This window comes from Phaeodactylibacter sp. (genome assembly GCF_022763345.1).
In the GTDB taxonomy this organism is placed as follows: Bacteria; Bacteroidota; Bacteroidia; order Chitinophagales; family Saprospiraceae; genus Phaeodactylibacter.
The window spans coordinates 46,449-62,890 of the sequence record NZ_JALEGS010000046.1; the positions used below are offsets into that span (position 1 = coordinate 46,449).

Sequence of the window (16,442 nt, forward strand, 5' to 3'; positions counted from 1 at the left end):
TGCTAAGTGCCTTCTGTGAGCCAGCACAATACAATGGCTGACCTTACGTCGGGCGCAAAGCGTTATAAATTAGGAGTAAAAGTGTCTTGATATCCCCGGTACATGGATTTTATGCCAGAGGATAGTCTGGTTAGGCTTGGTCTATCTGGAAAGAGGCATCCGTTTGCATTTGGATGGTGTCAAAAGTAGGGGCAGAAAGGGATTAATACTACTCTGATTTTTTATGCTGTGTTATGCCAAAAAAATGAATTTGAGTTTAAAAATCTGTAAATCAATTAATAAAAGTATTTTTGATGTTATGTCTAAAGTGATTTTATTGCTTTTGGAAGTAATTGTATTGCTATCAGGTTTAACTCTGGCATGCTCAAAAATGAATAGCCTTGCCCGATCAGAGGCAAGGCTATTAGAGTTATATGCTATCAGAATTGGAGCTGGAATTACAATGGTTTAAGCTCCAGGTTTTTCCATTTGACCCGGATGCCGCCACCATCGTGGATTTGAAGGCAAATGCCGCCTTGGCCTGCTCCGATTTTTTCGTCTTTTATCTTGACCATACGCTTACCGTTGAGCCAGGTGGTTATCCGGTCTCCCTTGGCTTTGATTTTCATAGTATTCCAGGCATCAGCCTTTAGTGCCGCTTCTCTCTGGGCATCAGGCTTGATCAGCCAGCCTCTGCCGTAGGACTCATAAATGCCACCGGTATGCTTATTGGGCGGGGCGACTTCCACCTGCCAGCCCTGCACTTTGGTGCCATCTACCGTAGAGCGGAAAAAAACGCCGCTGTTGCCATTCGCCTCCTGCAGGAATTCTAGGGTGAGCACAAAGTCGTCATAGAATTCAGTAGTGCAAAGGTAGCCGTATTGTTCATCCGGGCCACTTTCTGAAATCAGGAGGCCCTCCTCGACGTACCATTTTTCGGTACCGTAGGCTTCCCAGCCGGTAAGGTCTTTTCCGTTAAAAAGCTGTTGCTGTGCGCTAAGGCTGAGCGAGAGCCCCATCAGGATCAATCCAAGGAATCGTTTCATAAAGGACGGATTTTGATGTTCTTAAACCAGATTTTGCTGCCGTGGTCCTGCAGGCCGATCAGACCGGATTTGGCAATGCCATAGTCAGGGTAGTCTTTCCACTTGCCGACCTCCTTGCGCATTTGCCAGTCAGCTGACCAGGGCTCAAAACTGAGCATTTCCGATCCGTTGAGCCAGTAGGTTACTTTTTTCGGGGTAAACTGTATGCGGCTGCTGTTCCACTCCCCGGCTGCTTTGACGGGCCGGTCCTCCGCTGGTACGTACATACCGTAGTCAGCGCCGGTATATTGGTTGGGCAATAGCTCAGCCGGGAAGCCAATATCATCCAAAAGTTGGTATTCCGGAGCATTCTCGTAAAGGGCGTGGTATTGTTCGCCTTCCAGTACATGGTAAAATATACCACTATTGCCTGCCTCTTCAATCTTCCATTCCAGGTATAAGTCAAAATTTTCGAAGGGCTGTTTGGCATATACGATATCGCCGCCGTGGCCCGAAGTGAGCAGTGTCCCCTCACTGACAGACCAGGTGCCCGGAAGGCTGTCCTGATTGTAGCCCCGCCAGCCCTCCGTGGATTGGCCATCAAAAAGGAGCATCCAGCCTTCTGTTTTTTCAGCTTCGGTCAGGGTGTTGTCGGTGGCGGGCGCTTTGGGCTCCGGAGTTGCAGCTGAGGCTTGTTCCTGCTCTGCAGCAGCGCCTCCGCATCCCACAATGAGCAGCGCTAAGGCGAAGAATAATAGGTTTTTCATGCAGTTGATTTTAGTTGATGAGTCGTTTTGATAGGGACTGGCTCGGAGGTTTTGACCTTAAACCACTTTCATATTCACCGGGTCCCAGTCAATAAACCGGTTTTCAAAGTAGCTATCGTTGCACAAAAGTGCCGGTGCGCAGGCCCGGAAGCCGAAGATGGGGTCTTCCACTACCTGCCCCCCTTCGCGTATGGCGCGGAATAGGTTGCCAAAGTGGTCATAGTGGGCGCCTTTATAGCCTTTTTCCACCTCGTAGACCATCTTTTGGGGGGGCAGGATTTGTTTGCGGTCGCTGCGGGTACCTGTTTCTTTCTCTTTGGCATCCAGGAAGGGGTCGTCACTGTGAACAGCACGGTTGCGCTCTACGGTGACATCGTTCCAGCCGATATTCATGGAGCCTTTGCTGCCATTGATTTTGAGATAGGTGGAGCCGCTTGTGCCATCCACGAAATTACAGCGCAGGGACAGGTTGAAGCCCGGGTGCGTTTCGCTGTCAGGATAATTGAACATGCCCAGCAGGACATCCGGCACTTCCCGGCCGTCCTTCCAGTAACGCAGTCCACCCATGGCCGCGATGCGCTCCGGGCCAAGGGAGCTGGTAATGAAATGGAGGCTGGAAAACAGGTGTACAAACAGGTCGCCCGACATGCCCGTGCCATAATCCCGGTAGTTGCGCCAGCGGAAAAAGCGCAGCGGGTCAAAGTCACGCTTCGTGGTATTGGAAATGTACGTGGCCCAGTCCACCGTTTTTTCGCTGGCATCCCCAGGCACCGGGTATTGCCAGGCACCGGCAGGGGAGTGGCGGGCCCAGAAACCTTCGGCGTAGTTGATATCTCCGATTACCCCGGCTTCCAGCAGCGCTTTGGCTTTTTCATTGCCCAGAGAGGACAGGCCCTGACTGCCCACCATAAAGACGGTGCCAGAGGCTTTCCAGGCATCGATCAGCTCCTGGCCTTCCCCAACGCTGTGCACCATCGGTTTTTCACAGTAGACGTGCTTGCCCGCTTTCATCGCATCAATGCTAATGGCTTTATGCCAGTGGTCGGGCGTGCCGATGATGACCATGTCCACATCCTTTCTTTTCAGAATGTCCTTGTAGTTTTTGGTCAGGAAAAGATCTTTTCCCCATTTTTCTTTAGCCGCTTCAAGCCGCCCGTCGTATAGGTCACAGGCGGCAACGATGCGTATGCCCTCGTGCTCCAGTGCGGTATTGACATCCACAGTGCCCATACCCCCGGCCCCGATCACAGCGATATTCAGCGTCTGTCCTGGTGCAGGGCGTGGTTTGGGGTTTAAAATTTCATAAGGTACAGGGGCTTCCTGTGCCACCGACCTGGCGGCACCAGCCAGCGCAGCGCCTGCTAAGCCTGCTTTTTTGATGAATGATCTGCGGTTTTGGCCCATAAGATGGAAGTTTCGTTTTGTGGTTTGATGAATTTAGCGCTTTAAATTAGGAAAAGGCGAAAGGAACTCCTACAATGAAGCCGTGTTTATGCTGTTAGGATTGGAAAAAGGTGCGCATTTCTTCACAAATTGTATTATCTTGTTGTGATACCAACTGTTAGTTTATGTCAACTGTAATTGCTGCTATGCCACTGACCAATGAAGAGCTTTCTAAAACCGATGAACCGTTGCCGCTCCGCTATCCGGCATCGGAAGCAGAGTATTGGTCAGTCGCACAGGAAGCAGAGTACCGGGCAGACTACTACCGTGGAGAAATCATCGCGTCTATGAGTTATGAATCTGAAGATCACGCTGCGATTGCATCGCGGCTTAATTTCTATTTGCAGCAAATATTCTTTGACTTTAAAGCATATAGGATTGGCAATAGCAACCGCCCGGTCTGTATCCCAACCTGCGGCAATGCCATTTTCAATCCGGATGGCTCCGTCATTCAGCTGCCGGCCCGCTTTTATGAATATCAAAAAGGCATGCGGGCAGATTTGACGCCCATCGTAGTTTTTGAAGTACTCTCGCCTTCCACCCGGGTGCGCGACCTGGGAGAGAAGCTGCCTTGTTACAAGCAGATTGAAGGCATTGAGCACATTCTTTACGTTGACGGGGCTACCGTTAAAGTACACCACATGCAGCGGCAGGGGGATAATCAGTGGCTGGAAACGGTCTACACGGAAAGAGAAGAGCATTTCGAAATCAATGGGAAGCCCATTAAAATCGGAGATTTGTATGCCGGCGTTGACTTTGAAAAACCAGAAGATCAGTCTGGCAAGTAACGCTCGGGTATCGGCTGCTCCTTTGTTTCTCCCATCCAGTATACACTAACAATCCACCAGCGCTCCTCATCGTAAAGCAATTGAATACTGTTAATGCCACGGGCAAAGGGTTCCTTGTCCGCTTTTGAACGGTAAGACTCATAGGTGCTGAATACATGTGTGACCGTGCCATAGGTTTCGGTGACCCGATGTATTTCTTTTTCGTGGAATCCGTTTTCCTCCAGCCATTTTCCTGAAGTATTGACGTAGTCCTCCGGTGTCATTACCCGGTAACCCGTTTTGCCGGACTTGTCCTTTCCGCTGGGTATAAGCTGTGCTTCCGGAATGAAAAGATAGCGGAATAAGTCCCAGTCTCTTTCTACCCCGGCGTCCCCAGAAATGACATCGTAAAGCGTAGCAATCGCCTGATCCAGGGTTTGCACCCTTGATTTATTATCCGGAGCATCCTGTGCCAATAGGGGATAGCCGCTGAAGAGTGCCAGAACAACAATGAAATGCCTCATTTTTGCTCCATTATAAAAAATTCCCCCAAGCAGAAGGGTGCATTTGTTGCCGGATTGAGTAAACATCAAATGAAATATTCCTTAAGCCAGTTCCAGCCTTTGATAACAAGTCCGTACATTAGAGATCTATTCCTCGAACGATCCAATCTGATTATGCCAAGAATCCTATTGCTTCTGTTGTTGTTTAGCCATACCCTTCTGGGTCAACGGCAGCCTATGAAATTATTACCGCTTAACGACTTGACCGCCTTTCAGCCACAGGTCGGCAACTGGTCCGTAGCGGGCCAGGTGCACATGCACCCGTTTATCGACATCCATGATGATCTGAAAAGCGCCGTACGCGTTAAGCCTGGCACCGGTGTACTGATTAACCAAAACGACGACTCCCTGCGCGATCAGCTGTTGACCCGGCTGGAGCACGGTGATATCATCCTCGATCTGGAAGTGATGTTGCCCAAAGGCTCTAATTCCGGCATCTATCTCCAAGGGCGGTATGAGGTGCAACTCTTAGATAGCTGGGGCGTCCAACAACCCACTTACGGCGATATTGGCGGTATCTATCGCAATTGGCCCAATGATGTTTACCCGGACTATCTGGGCAAAGCACCTTTGTCAAATGCCGCCAAAGCGCCCGGCTTGTGGCAGCATATGCGGATCGCTTTTCAGGCCCCCCGCTTTGATTCGGATGGACGAAAGGTTCAAAACGCCAAAATGGTCTACGTTGACCTGAATGGCGTACGCATTCACAATAATGTGGAAATCCCGGCACCAACGGGCGGCCCCGTTGAGCTGAATGAAGTGCCGAAGGGGCCTTTGATGATACAGGGCGATCATGGCCCGGTTGCTTTCCGAAACATCCGCTATCAGTTGATGGAGGCTCAACCGGTGCATTTCTCCAACCTGCGTTACGAAATCTACGAAGGTGCATTTGACAGGCCCTCCGCAGTAGGAGGCGATAGCGTGTCGGCTTCGGGCACAATGGAACAGTTTACGGTGGCACCGGCTATGGATTTTTCCACCTTTGGCATGAGAATTCAGGGGCAGTTGACGGTAGCGGCCTCCGGTCAATATGATTTTCAATTGGAAGGAGGAGGTGGCATACGCTTGCAGGTCGGCGGGCAATCCCTGGAAGTCGCTCATTCGCGCAGATTCAGCGAGCCCCTTGAACTGAAGCTGGACGAGGGCACTCATGATTTTGAACTGGTTTACTATAAAAGAGAAGGCTGGTTTCCCACCCGGCTGGCCTGGTACAATTTGACGGCTCACCCTGCACCGATGCATGGCTTAAGTTCTTTTCCACCGCCTTCAGGTAGCGGTGCCATTGTCGAAAGAGTAGGGCAGCGCCCCCGGTTGCTGCGGGCTTTTCTCGATTATGAGAACAACCGGGAAGACCGCCTGACGCATACCATTGGTGTAGGCACTCCTCAGGGCGCACACTATGTTTACGATTTGAAAGCCGGAACACCGGTTTGTATCTGGAGGGGCGGTTTCGTGGATGCCACGCCGATGTGGAACGGCCGCGGTGATGGCTCCTTCCGCCCACTGGGCAGTCCGGTTTATTTAGCGAAAGGGCATTCTGTTGCCCCGCTGTCAACCCCTACGGCCTCTTTCCCCGAAGGCCTGTCTGAAGCCGCTGGTTTCCGTAATGTGGGCTATGAGGTGGATCCGAAAACCGGGCACCCTGTCTTCCTGTACGAAATGGAAGGTGCCAGCATCCGGGATGAAGTCCTGCCCGGCAGCACCGGCAAAGGGCTAGTCCGGCACTTGCATTTAGAGGGTTCAACTGCGCCCTTTTTCGTCCGTTTGGCAGCAGGCGAAAACATCCGGCAGTTGCAGGGGGGCTTGTACGAAGTCGATCAGAAATACTACATCGAACTGCCTCAGGGCATCAATGCCACCTTGCGCGAAATAGGCGGCAAATCGGAGCTGCTGCTGCCCTTGCACAATCAAATTGAATACACGATCAACTGGTAACCATGACCATTTCAAGATATACGTTTTTACTGGCGGGGCTGCTCTTGCTGACACCCGCCCTGGTCGCGCAGGAAACTTTACAGGACCGCGAAAACCAATACTATCAAATCCTTACGCTGCCGGTGCCCGAAGATATCCTGCTCGAGGTCGGCGGTTTGGCCACCTTGCCGGACGGCCGCATCGCTCTTTGCACCCGCCGGGGCGATGTATGGATGGTGGAAAACCCGGATATGTACGCTGGGGGTACCCCGCAGTACACCCTGTTTGCACAAGGGCTGCACGAGCCGCTTGGTCTGGCATACCGGGATAACGCCCTTTATGCCGTACAACGGGGCGAGCTCACCCGCTTACGCGATACCAATGGCGATGGCGTAGCGGACCGGTACGAAACCGTCTATGACTGGCCTCTTTCCGGGCATTACCACGAGTACTCCTACGGGCCTAAGTTTATGCCGGATGGCAGCATGATGGTCACCACCAACGTCGCATTTGGTGACGAAGAATGGTGGCGGGGCGAAAGCCGTGTGCCCTGGCGCGGCTGGACGATGCGCATCACCGGCGAGGGGGAGATGGAGCCCTGGGCTACGGGCATGCGTTCCCCCTGCGGGCTTGGCGTTTACGATGGCGAATTCTTTTATGATGACAATCAGGGCGATTGGATGGGCAGCGGGGCGATTTGGCACGTGGAAAAGGGCAGTTTCACCGGGCATCCTGCCGGGCTGAGATGGTCAGAAGAAGACAACTCACCGGTATCTTTGACGCAGGAAGCCTTTTTTGCTAAAATAGACCGGCGTCGGGAAATGGAAAACGGGCGCTACCTCAAACCCTCCAATATCCCGGATGAAGCAGATCCGGATATGCTTTTTGAAGTGGAAAAGGACTTCACTCAGGTGCAGGTGCCTGCGGTTTGGCTGCCACATGGCATCCTGGGTATTTCCAATTCCGAAATACTCGAAGATCAGACAAGCGGACAGTTTGGCCCTTTTGCCGGGCAGCTGTTTGTAGGTGATCAGGGGCAAAGCAAGATCATGCGGGTGGTACTGGAAAAGGTAAAGGGGCAGTATCAGGGCGTGGCTTTTGACTTTCGCTCCGGTTTTCAGTCGGGCGTACTGCGTATGGATTGGGGCAGTGACGGCTCTCTGTACGTTGGTGAGACCAACCGGGGCTGGGGTTCCGCCGGCACTAAAACCTCCGGGCTGGAGCGCCTGGTGTGGACTGGTTTGATCCCATTCGAGATGAAAACGGTCCGTGCTATGCCCGATGGTTTCGAGATTGAATTCACAAAAGCCGTAGATCCGAAGAGCGCCAAAGACCTGGATGCATACTCCGGGCAAAGCTTCATTTATAAGTACCATCCGGTCTACGGCAGCCCAACGATCAAAAAAGAACCGCTTAATATAGCAGGCGTAGTGGTGTCTGATAACGGGAAAACTGTGCGCCTGCAGGTCACTAATATGCGGGAACATTTCATACATCAGCTAAATGTGCCGGGCATCCGTGCAGCTCAGGATACGAGCCTGCGGATTTTGCACCCCACCGCGTACTACACCCTCAACGCCATCCCTGATGGTACTGCCTTGGCGAATGATGCCTGGATTCGCTACAGCTCTGCCGCTGAGCGGGCAAAGGAAGAAGCTAAAGCTCTGGCTGCGCTTAAAGCCCGCCGTGCCAAAGCCGCGCAAAAAGCAACGGCTAAAAAAAGGGATGCAGTGCCGATGTATGCTGAGATCGAGCCCCTGTTGATCCGTAACACCTGTACCGCCTGCCACAACCCCAATACCCGGCAGGTGGGACCAGCGTTTAAGGAAATCGCAAAACGGGGCTACACGCCGGAGCGTATCGTGGAGCTGATTTACAATCCGGAGCCTGAAAACTGGCCTGATTATACCCCAATGGCGCCTATGCCACAGGTGCCCCGGGAGGAAGCACTGAAGATTGCCCGGTGGATCAACTCCCTGAAGTAAATCGTCATACTTTTGCAAGGGATTGAAATATTTTGCAGGCACATTTGTTTTTCTAAATCAAATGCCGTTATCTTTGGCGCAAACACAATTGAAATGAATTCTTTTACAAGCAACAACTGGTGGTGGTGGCACAATCGTTCGGGAGACCGCGTGAAGTGACACGGCTATGCTTGTAAAATTAAATCAAGATAAAAAGCGGCTTGTCGATTCACTCGGCAAGCCGCTTTTCTGTTTCACCGCATAACGAAATCATTCATGCCAACGCTTACGGACACAACATTCAGAATCAAAACCACGGTCAGACGATACCTGGCGGACACGGTCACGCCGGTGACGCTTTATCTCAAGGCGCGTGACCATTTCTCAGAACCGGTGCTGCTTGAGAACAACGACTTCCGTAATAAGGAGGATTGTTACTCTTTCATGGGGCTGGGCGTACTGGGCAGTTTTCAGGTGCAGAACTTCCAGGTTACGGAGCGCTGGCCGGACGGCACAACGGAGCAGCATCAGGTCACTGACACCCTCGCTGTCCCGGCAGCGATGCAGGGTTTTCTCAAGCGCTTCGAGGTGGAACAGGATGCGGCCTATGCCGGCTTTAACGGGCTGATTGGCTACACCGCATTCGATGCCGTACAGTATTTTGATACCCTGAAGTTTGATGCGGAAAAGCGGCGCTTCGATTTGCCTGACATCCGGTACAATCTCTACCAGATCATCATTGCGATCAACCACTTCAAGGATGAACTCTACGTGCTGGAGAACCTGCCGGAGGGCACACCCTCCCGTATGGATGAGGTGGACCGGCTGATCAAAAGCCAGAAGTTTGCCACCCATCATTTCCAGCGGGTGGGAGAAGAAGAAAGCAACCTCACCGATGAGGAATTTATGGAGCTGGTGCGCATTGGGAAGCACCACTGCCAGGTCGGGGATGTCTTTCAAATTGTCTTCTCCCGGCAGTTTTCCCAGAAGTATACCGGCGACGACTTCAGTGTGTACAGAGTCCTGCGCTCTATCAATCCTTCGCCCTATCTCTTCTACGCTGATTTTGGGAGTTACCGGATCTTTGGCTCCAGCCCGGAGACACAGATGTCTGTAAATAAAGGCAAGGCAGTGGTCAACCCCATCGCCGGCACCTACCGCCGGACCGGCGATCTGGAAGAAGACACCCGCAATGCCCTGGAACTGCGCGATGACCCTAAGGAAAATGCTGAGCACATCATGCTGGTCGACCTGGCCCGCAATGATCTGGGGCGCCACGCTACGAATGTCAAGGTGGAATCCCTCAAAGATATTCAGTACTTCAGCCATGTGATCCACCTGGTCTCCAAGGTGACTGGTGAACTGGGGCCGGATACGAACCCGGTACAAGTCTTTGGCGATACCTTCCCGGCAGGTACGCTTTCAGGTGCGCCCAAGTACAAAGCCCTTGAGCTAATCAATCAGTACGAAAATCAAAACCGCAGCTTCTACGGCGGTGCCCTGGGTTACATCAATTTCAATGGAGAGATGAACAACGCTATCGTCATCCGCTCTTTCCTGAGCAAGGACAATACCTTGTACTATCAGGCCGGCGCGGGCATAGTAGTGGCTAGTCAAGAAGCAAAAGAACTACAGGAAGTCAATAACAAACTGGGCGCGCTTACCAAAGCACTGCGCGAAGCCGAAAAACTCTAAATCATGAACATACTCGTTCTCGATAATTACGATTCCTTCACCTTCAATCTGGTGCAGTACATTCAGGAACTGTTGGAACAGGAGGTGACCGTGTGCCGCAATGATGCGATTTCCCTCGAAGAAGTGGACGATTTTGATGCCATCGTGCTTTCTCCGGGCCCGGGCCTGCCCGCCGAAGCCGGAATCATGCCAAAGCTGATTCAACGCTATGCCCCAACCAAGCCCATCCTTGGCGTTTGCCTCGGGCATCAGGCGATCGGTGAAGCCTTTGGCGCGGATTTGCTGAATCTTGAGGAAGTCTACCACGGCATTGAAACTCCGATTACCAGAGTGGTTGCCGATGCGCCCCTGTTCCTGGGGCTGCCGGATCAGTTTCAGGCCGGGCGCTACCACAGCTGGGTGGTGAAAAAGGATAGCCTTCCGCCGGAGCTCGAAATAACCGCGGTGGACGACCGGGGAGAAATTATGGCGATGCGCCACCGGGAATACAACGTCCGGGGCATGCAGTTCCACCCGGAGTCTATCATGACACCGGAGGGCAAACAAATGCTCGCCAACTTCTTCAAGTATTGCGTGAACCCAGAACCGGTAACTGTCTGATTATGAAAACAATTCTTAACCGTCTCTTTAACCATGAGCGGCTTAGCCGGGAGGAAGCCCGGCAGGTGCTGTTGGATATTTCCCATGCTCGCTACAATCATGTGCAGGTGGCCAGTTTCATGACGGTCTTCCAAATGCGCCCTGTGGCGATTGCGGAGCTGCAAGGGTTCCGTGATGCGCTGCTGGAACTCTGCGTACCTTTCGAAGTGGATGGCATGGAAACCATCGATATTGTCGGTACGGGAGGTGATGGGAAAAACACTTTCAATATCTCCACGACTTCGGCTGTGGTCGTAGCTGGTGCGGGTTATAAAGTCACCAAGCATGGCAGCTATGGCGTATCCTCTTCGGTAGGGTCTTCCAATGTATTGCAGGAGCTGGGGTATACCTTTACCAATGACACAGACACACTGCGCCGTCAGCTTGATCAGGCGAATATTTGCTTTTTGCACGCCCCATTGTTCCACCCGGCTATGAAGGAAGTGGTACCCGTGCGCAAGCAGTTGGGTATGAAGACCTTCTTCAATATGCTTGGCCCGCTTGTCAATCCGGTGCAGCCCACACATCAGCTGTTTGGGACGTTCGACCTGGAGTTGTCAAGACTGTATCAGTACATTATGCAGGAAACCGGCCGGCGCTACAGCATCGTTTATGCACTCGATGGGTACGATGAGGTGTCCCTGACCGGCCCTTTTCGGCTGCGGACCAATGAGTCGGACACCATTTTTACGCCTAAGGATTTACAGGCGCCACAGTTGCAGCAGCGAGACTTGCACGGAGGCGACACGCCGGAAGAGGCGGCACATATTTTCCGTTCGGTGCTTGAGAATGCCTGTACAGAAGCTCAAAAGGCAGTCGTTGTCGCCAATGCCGGCCTGGCTATTCAGTGCCTGCGCCCGGAGCAAAGCCTGTCCGATTGCATGGCGGAAGCCCGGGTAAGCATCGAAAGTGGTAAGGCCCGGCGTACTCTAGACCAATTGATTTCCATGAATTAAATCTGGCCAAAACTGGTCAATAAACAAGAAAATATGAACATCCTCGATAAAATCGTTGCCCACAAAAAGCAGGAGGTCGCACAGCGCAAAGAACGCTACCCGGTCAAGCTGCTGGAGCAAAGCATTTATTTTGAGACCCCGGTGGTCTCCCTGAAACAGTACCTCCGCCGGACTGACAAATCAGGTGTCATTGCTGAATTTAAGCGGCGGTCCCCGTCAAAGGGAGATATCAATCCCTACGCATCCGTGGAGCGGGTGTCGATTGGGTATATGCAGGCTGGGGCATCTGCGCTTTCTGTGCTCACCGATGGGGAGTTTTTTGGCGGCAAAAATGCCGACCTTACGGAAGCCCGGAAATTCAACTTTTGCCCCATCTTGCGTAAAGACTTTGTAATTGACGAGTACCAACTGATTGAAGCCAAGTCGATTGGTGCGGATGCAGTACTGCTCATTGCGGAGTGCCTGGAACCTGGTCAGTTGGCAGCGCTGGCGAAGCAGGCCAAAGCCCTTGGGCTTGAAATCCTAATGGAAGTGCACAGTGCGGGGCAGTTATCCAAGTACGTGCCCGAGGTTGATGCCGTAGGGGTCAACAACCGCGACCTGACTACCTTTAATGTGGATATTGCCACCTCCCTTGAGCTGATTGGGCAATTGCCGGAAGGCGTAGCGCGGGTATCCGAAAGTGGCATCAGCGACCCACAGGTGGTGGCAGAACTCCGTTATGCAGGCTATGAAGGCTTTCTGATTGGGGAGCACTTCATGAAGCAGGCTGAGCCTGGTAAAGCCTGCCAGGAATTTGTGAAGCAAGTCAGGCACGTGGAAGCGCTGCTGGACGGCGCGATTGCTAAAAATTAATGACTATCGGAATGCAAATCAAAGTATGCGGCCTGCGCGAGCCGGAAAACATCCTGGAAGTGGCCCAATTGCCTGTCGACTGGCTGGGGTTTATCTTCTACGCCAATTCACCAAGAGCGGTAAAGCCTAAGCTGGCCCAATGGCTGGAAGAGCAAAAGGAAGCGCTGTCCGGTAAAAAGCGGGTAGGCGTTTTCGTCAATGCGGAAATCGAGGAGGTGCTCAATGCGGTCCATGATTTTCAGCTAGACCTGGTACAGCTCCACGGCGAGGAAAGCCCGGAATACTGTCAGCTCATCCGGAACCTCATGGAAACCACATCCATGCGCAAGGCACAGCTGATGAAGGCTTTTCAGGTAGGTGATGTTTTCGATTTCAACCGGGTGTACCCCTACGCTGCCCACTGTGCTTACGTGCTGTTTGATACGAAAGGCAAGCACTACGGCGGTAATGGCGAACAGTTCAACTGGGAGCTGCTGCAGCAATATCAGGGCGTGACCCCTTTCTTCCTTAGCGGGGGCATTGGCCCACAAGACGCAGCCGACGTATTGGCTTTTCGCCACCCACAGCTGTATGGCATTGACCTGAACAGTAAATTCGAAACTGCACCGGGCGTTAAAGACCCGGAGCTGCTGAAACCTTTTCTTGGAACTTTGAAAAACGACACCTTATGATCGCAGTGGATGAAAGAGGCTACTACGGAGAGTTTGGCGGGGCTTACATACCCGAAATGCTCTACCCGAATATTGAAGAGCTCCGGCAGCGTTATCTGGAGATTATGCAGGAGGATACTTTCCAAAAGGAGTTCCACCGCTTGTTGCGCGATTATGTCGGGCGGCCCTCACCTCTGTACCTGGCAGAGCGGCTTTCGGAGCATTACAACACCAATATTTACCTAAAGCGGGAAGACCTCAACCATACCGGCGCCCACAAAATAAACAACACCATCGGGCAAATCCTGCTGGCTAAGCGGTTGGGCAAAAAGCGCATCATCGCGGAAACTGGTGCCGGGCAACATGGTGTGGCCACGGCTACCGTCTGCGCCCTCATGGGCATGCCCTGTGTGGTTTACATGGGCGCTGTGGATATCAAGCGGCAGGCCCCCAACGTTTCCCGCATGCGCATGCTGGGAGCAGAAGTGCGCCCGGCAGAAAGCGGCAGCCGAACGCTCAAGGACGCCACCAACGAAGCCATCCGGGACTGGATTAATAATCCCGTGGACACGCACTACATCATCGGTTCTGCCGTGGGCCCGCACCCGTATCCGGATATGGTCGCCCGCTTCCAATCTGTGATCAGTGAAGAAATGCAGTGGCAGCTGGAGGAACATACGGGGAGCGCTAAGCCCAATGCGGTGATCGCCTGCGTTGGTGGTGGGAGTAATGCTGCTGGCGCCTATTTCCACTACCTTAACGAACCTGATGTACGCCTCATCGCGGTGGAAGCCGCTGGTAAAGGGGTGCATTCCGGCGAATCGGCAGCGACAAGCATATTGGGCACCAAAGGTATCATTCATGGCAGCCGGACCTTGCTCATGCAGACTAAAGACGGGCAAATTGTGGAGCCCTATTCCCTTTCTGCCGGGCTGGACTATCCTGGTATTGGCCCTATGCACGCCCACCTCATCGCAAGCGGGCGGGCTGAAGCTATTAGCATTACGGATGAGGACGCCCTTAAAGCCGCCTACTTCCTGTCGAGGAAAGAGGGCATTATCCCGGCATTGGAGACCTCCCATGCGTTTGCCGCGCTGGACGTTATGGAATACAACAGCAGCGATGTCATCGTCATCTGCCTCTCAGGCCGGGGCGATAAAGACCTGGAAACCTTCATTAATCATTTTGATGACTACCAAAACGGAGCAATATGAGCCGATTGCAACAATTATTTGCACAAAAGCCCAAGGATATTCTCAATGTCTACTTCACTGCCGGCTATCCTGCCCTGCACGACACCGGCAAGGTCATCCGCGCATTGGATGAGGTGGGGGTAGACTTGATTGAGGTGGGCATGCCCTATTCCGATCCGCTGGCAGACGGTCCTACGATACAGGAGAGCGGTCAGCAGGCGATTCAGAATGGCATGACCCTGCCGCTTTTGTTTGAGCAAATCGCTGAGGCCCGGCAACATACCGATATTCCGCTGGTGCTGATGGGCTATTTCAATCCAGTGATGCAGTACGGGGAGCAACGCTTTTTCGACCGCTGTGCAGAGGTGGGCATCGATGGGCTGATTCTGCCCGATCTTCCGATTTACGAATACGAAAACTTCTACCGGGAAGGCATCGAAAAAGCAGGGTTGGACATCAGTTTTCTCATCACCCCACAGACAAGCGACGAGCGCATCCGTCAAATCGATGCATTGAGCACCGGGTTTGTCTATATGGTTTCCAACTCTGCTATCACAGGAGCGAAATCGGGGATTTCAGACGAGCAGATCGCCTATTTCGAGCGCATTCGGAGCATGGAGTTGGAAAGCCCGCGCCTGATAGGATTCGGTATTTCCAGCCATGAAACCTTCCGAACGGCCTGTCAGTACGCCAACGGAGCGATCATTGGCAGTGCTTACATCCGGGCGCTTGGGAAAGGGCAGCCCGTAGACGAAACCACTCATCAGTTTGTACAGCAAATTCTCAAAACACCCATCCCTCAAGACTAAATCATGATCATTCAACTCGAACCGAATATTAAAGCCGATCAACTGCAACAGCTGGAAGAACAACTTGACGCTATCCGATACAGTACCACACGGGTAACGACGCAGTTTGCAGACTACATCATTGGCGTAGGCAAGGCTGAATTCGATATCCGCAGCATTGGCACCCTGCCGGGCATACGCGACATCCACCGGGTAAGCGACGCCTACAAACTAGTGTCTAAAAAATGGAAGGTGGAAGACACTGTCATCGACCTCGGCGATGGCATTCAGTTAGGGACTGGCCACTTTGGTATTATGGCGGGCCCTTGCTCCATAGAGTCGGAGGAGCAGATCGAGAAGACCATCACGCACCTGCAGCAGGAGGGCGTGCGCATCATGCGGGGCGGCGTATACAAACCCCGCAGCTCGCCTTATTCCTTTCGGGGGCTTGGTATAGACGGGCTGAAGATGTGGTACAAGCGCACCCGTGAGGCCGGTATTAAAATCATCACCGAAGTCATGATGGTGGAGCAAATCGAAGCCATGGCTGACTATGTAGATGTATTCCAGGTCGGTGCACGCAACTCGCAGAATTTCAACCTGTTGGACGCCCTGGGTGAAGTGGATAAGCCAGTATTGCTCAAGCGCGGTATTTCCGGTACCATCGATGAATTGTTACAGGCTGCTGAGTACATTTTTTCTAATGGGAACGAACGGGTCATGCTTTGTGAGCGTGGCATCCGCAGCTATGAAACCGCCTATCGGAATACCATGGATGTCAATGCCATTGCCATGCTCAAAGAAAAGACGCACCTTCCGGTAATTGCTGATCCATCGCACGGTATCGGCCTGCGCCGTTACGTGGATAAAATCGCGCTGGCTTCCATCATGGCAGGCGCTGATGGCGTCATCATGGAAGTCCACGAACAGCCCGAAAAGGCCTTTTCGGATGGGCAGCAGACACTGAGCTTTCCGGAGGCGGCCCGGTTGTACCGGCGTATGCGGCAGGCTTATGAGTTGCGGGAAACCTTTTAGTAAAGAGGTTATACTGACGATTAAGTGGTTTGCTACAGCAAACCTACTCAATGCTTGCGCTTGCCCTGACAAGCTATGCTTCGTTAGTGGCCGATGTCGCAAATCCAAGATTCCAGACGATGAATGTCTGGATCAACGACCCCAGACGATGAATGTCTGGATCAACGACCCCAGACGATGAATGTCTGGATCAACGACCCCAGACGATG

The 16,442-nt window shown here is 52.7% G+C and carries 15 protein-coding genes; 11 read left to right on the forward strand and 4 right to left on the reverse strand.

Annotated elements, in window-relative coordinates:
- Positions 1-437 precede the first annotated feature (437 nt).
- From MRY86_RS12010 to MRY86_RS12020, 3 genes are read right to left on the reverse strand one after another with little or no spacing between them, the layout of a single operon-like run.
- A complete protein-coding gene (locus MRY86_RS12010; RefSeq protein ID WP_293570477.1) occupies positions 438-1,025 on the reverse strand; it encodes a DUF1080 domain-containing protein in 588 nt (195 codons plus the stop codon).
- Entirely contained in the window at positions 1,022-1,771 is a 750-nt protein-coding gene (locus MRY86_RS12015; RefSeq protein WP_293571514.1) for a DUF1080 domain-containing protein, read from the reverse strand. The genes MRY86_RS12010 and MRY86_RS12015 overlap by 4 nt, the downstream gene beginning before the upstream one ends.
- 57 nt (positions 1,772-1,828) lie before the next feature.
- Positions 1,829-3,175: a Gfo/Idh/MocA family oxidoreductase gene (locus MRY86_RS12020; RefSeq protein ID WP_293563094.1), complete on the reverse strand. Its 1,347-nt coding sequence runs from the start codon at positions 3,173-3,175 to the stop codon at positions 1,829-1,831.
- A 164-nt stretch (positions 3,176-3,339) separates the two neighbouring features.
- Between MRY86_RS12020 and MRY86_RS12025 the strand changes: the two genes are divergently transcribed.
- A complete protein-coding gene (locus MRY86_RS12025) occupies positions 3,340-4,002 on the forward strand; it encodes a Uma2 family endonuclease (RefSeq protein ID WP_293563093.1) in 663 nt (220 codons plus the stop codon).
- Here the strand turns inward: MRY86_RS12025 and MRY86_RS12030 are convergent.
- Positions 3,987-4,505 carry a hypothetical protein gene (locus tag MRY86_RS12030; RefSeq protein WP_293571515.1) on the reverse strand — a complete coding sequence of 173 codons (519 nt, stop codon included), beginning with the start codon at positions 4,503-4,505 and terminating at the stop codon, positions 3,987-3,989. The two genes, MRY86_RS12025 and MRY86_RS12030, sit on opposite strands and share 16 nt — an antisense overlap.
- Positions 4,506-4,721: 216 nt before the next feature.
- On the opposite strand from MRY86_RS12030, the gene MRY86_RS12035 reads away from it, so the two are divergent.
- From MRY86_RS12035 to aroF, 10 genes are all read left to right on the forward strand, one after another.
- On the forward strand, positions 4,722-6,479 hold the full coding sequence (locus MRY86_RS12035; protein ID WP_293563091.1) for a family 16 glycoside hydrolase: 1,758 nt from the start codon (positions 4,722-4,724) through the stop codon (positions 6,477-6,479).
- 2 nt (positions 6,480-6,481) lie between these two features.
- Complete coding sequence (locus MRY86_RS12040) at positions 6,482-8,443, forward strand: hypothetical protein (protein WP_293563090.1); 1,962 nt, start codon at positions 6,482-6,484, stop codon at positions 8,441-8,443.
- A gap of 255 nt (positions 8,444-8,698) precedes the next feature.
- Positions 8,699-10,117 carry an anthranilate synthase component I family protein gene (locus MRY86_RS12045; protein ID WP_293563089.1) on the forward strand — a complete coding sequence of 473 codons (1,419 nt, stop codon included), beginning with the start codon at positions 8,699-8,701 and terminating at the stop codon, positions 10,115-10,117.
- A 3-nt stretch (positions 10,118-10,120) separates the two neighbouring features.
- The gene (locus tag MRY86_RS12050; RefSeq protein ID WP_293563088.1) at positions 10,121-10,717 is read left to right on the forward strand and encodes an aminodeoxychorismate/anthranilate synthase component II; all 597 of its coding nucleotides are present in this window, start codon (positions 10,121-10,123) and stop codon (positions 10,715-10,717) included.
- 2 nt (positions 10,718-10,719) lie between these two features.
- Positions 10,720-11,712, forward strand: a complete 993-nt coding sequence (gene trpD / locus MRY86_RS12055) for an anthranilate phosphoribosyltransferase (RefSeq protein ID WP_293563087.1) — start codon at positions 10,720-10,722, stop codon at positions 11,710-11,712.
- 33 nt (positions 11,713-11,745) lie between these two features.
- Positions 11,746-12,567 (forward strand): indole-3-glycerol phosphate synthase TrpC, encoded by an 822-nt coding sequence (gene trpC, locus MRY86_RS12060; RefSeq protein WP_293563086.1) that lies wholly within the window; start codon positions 11,746-11,748, stop codon positions 12,565-12,567.
- Positions 12,568-12,578: 11 nt separating this feature from the next.
- A complete protein-coding gene (locus tag MRY86_RS12065) occupies positions 12,579-13,238 on the forward strand; it encodes a phosphoribosylanthranilate isomerase (RefSeq protein ID WP_293563085.1) in 660 nt (219 codons plus the stop codon).
- On the forward strand, positions 13,235-14,431 hold the full coding sequence (gene trpB, locus MRY86_RS12070; RefSeq protein WP_293563084.1) for a tryptophan synthase subunit beta: 1,197 nt from the start codon (positions 13,235-13,237) through the stop codon (positions 14,429-14,431). Before MRY86_RS12065 ends, trpB begins: the two co-directional genes overlap by 4 nt.
- On the forward strand, positions 14,428-15,219 hold the full coding sequence (gene trpA / locus MRY86_RS12075) for a tryptophan synthase subunit alpha (RefSeq protein ID WP_293563083.1): 792 nt from the start codon (positions 14,428-14,430) through the stop codon (positions 15,217-15,219). Before trpB ends, trpA begins: the two co-directional genes overlap by 4 nt.
- A 3-nt stretch (positions 15,220-15,222) precedes the next feature.
- The gene (gene aroF, locus MRY86_RS12080) at positions 15,223-16,233 is read left to right on the forward strand and encodes a 3-deoxy-7-phosphoheptulonate synthase (RefSeq protein ID WP_293563082.1); all 1,011 of its coding nucleotides are present in this window, start codon (positions 15,223-15,225) and stop codon (positions 16,231-16,233) included.
- The last annotated feature ends 209 nt before the right edge of the window (positions 16,234-16,442 follow it).

What these genes read in the sequence shown, in the direction of transcription:
- MRY86_RS12045 (WP_293563089.1), top strand. Translation starts at nt 8,699, where the DNA reads ATGCCAACGCTTACGGACACAACATTCAGAATCAAAACCACGGTCAGA.
- MRY86_RS12020 (WP_293563094.1), bottom strand. Translation starts at nt 3,175, where the DNA reads ATGGGCCAAAACCGCAGATCATTCATCAAAAAAGCAGGCTTAGCAGGC.
- MRY86_RS12010 (WP_293570477.1), bottom strand. Translation starts at nt 1,025, where the DNA reads ATGAAACGATTCCTTGGATTGATCCTGATGGGGCTCTCGCTCAGCCTT.
- trpA (WP_293563083.1), top strand. Translation starts at nt 14,428, where the DNA reads ATGAGCCGATTGCAACAATTATTTGCACAAAAGCCCAAGGATATTCTC.
- trpD (WP_293563087.1), top strand. Translation starts at nt 10,720, where the DNA reads ATGAAAACAATTCTTAACCGTCTCTTTAACCATGAGCGGCTTAGCCGG.
- MRY86_RS12065 (WP_293563085.1), top strand. Translation starts at nt 12,579, where the DNA reads ATGCAAATCAAAGTATGCGGCCTGCGCGAGCCGGAAAACATCCTGGAA.
- MRY86_RS12025 (WP_293563093.1), top strand. Translation starts at nt 3,340, where the DNA reads ATGTCAACTGTAATTGCTGCTATGCCACTGACCAATGAAGAGCTTTCT.
- MRY86_RS12035 (WP_293563091.1), top strand. Translation starts at nt 4,722, where the DNA reads ATGAAATTATTACCGCTTAACGACTTGACCGCCTTTCAGCCACAGGTC.
- trpC (WP_293563086.1), top strand. Translation starts at nt 11,746, where the DNA reads ATGAACATCCTCGATAAAATCGTTGCCCACAAAAAGCAGGAGGTCGCA.
- aroF (WP_293563082.1), top strand. Translation starts at nt 15,223, where the DNA reads ATGATCATTCAACTCGAACCGAATATTAAAGCCGATCAACTGCAACAG.
- MRY86_RS12015 (WP_293571514.1), bottom strand. Translation starts at nt 1,771, where the DNA reads ATGAAAAACCTATTATTCTTCGCCTTAGCGCTGCTCATTGTGGGATGC.
- MRY86_RS12030 (WP_293571515.1), bottom strand. Translation starts at nt 4,505, where the DNA reads ATGAGGCATTTCATTGTTGTTCTGGCACTCTTCAGCGGCTATCCCCTA.
- trpB (WP_293563084.1), top strand. Translation starts at nt 13,235, where the DNA reads ATGATCGCAGTGGATGAAAGAGGCTACTACGGAGAGTTTGGCGGGGCT.
- MRY86_RS12040 (WP_293563090.1), top strand. Translation starts at nt 6,482, where the DNA reads ATGACCATTTCAAGATATACGTTTTTACTGGCGGGGCTGCTCTTGCTG.
- MRY86_RS12050 (WP_293563088.1), top strand. Translation starts at nt 10,121, where the DNA reads ATGAACATACTCGTTCTCGATAATTACGATTCCTTCACCTTCAATCTG.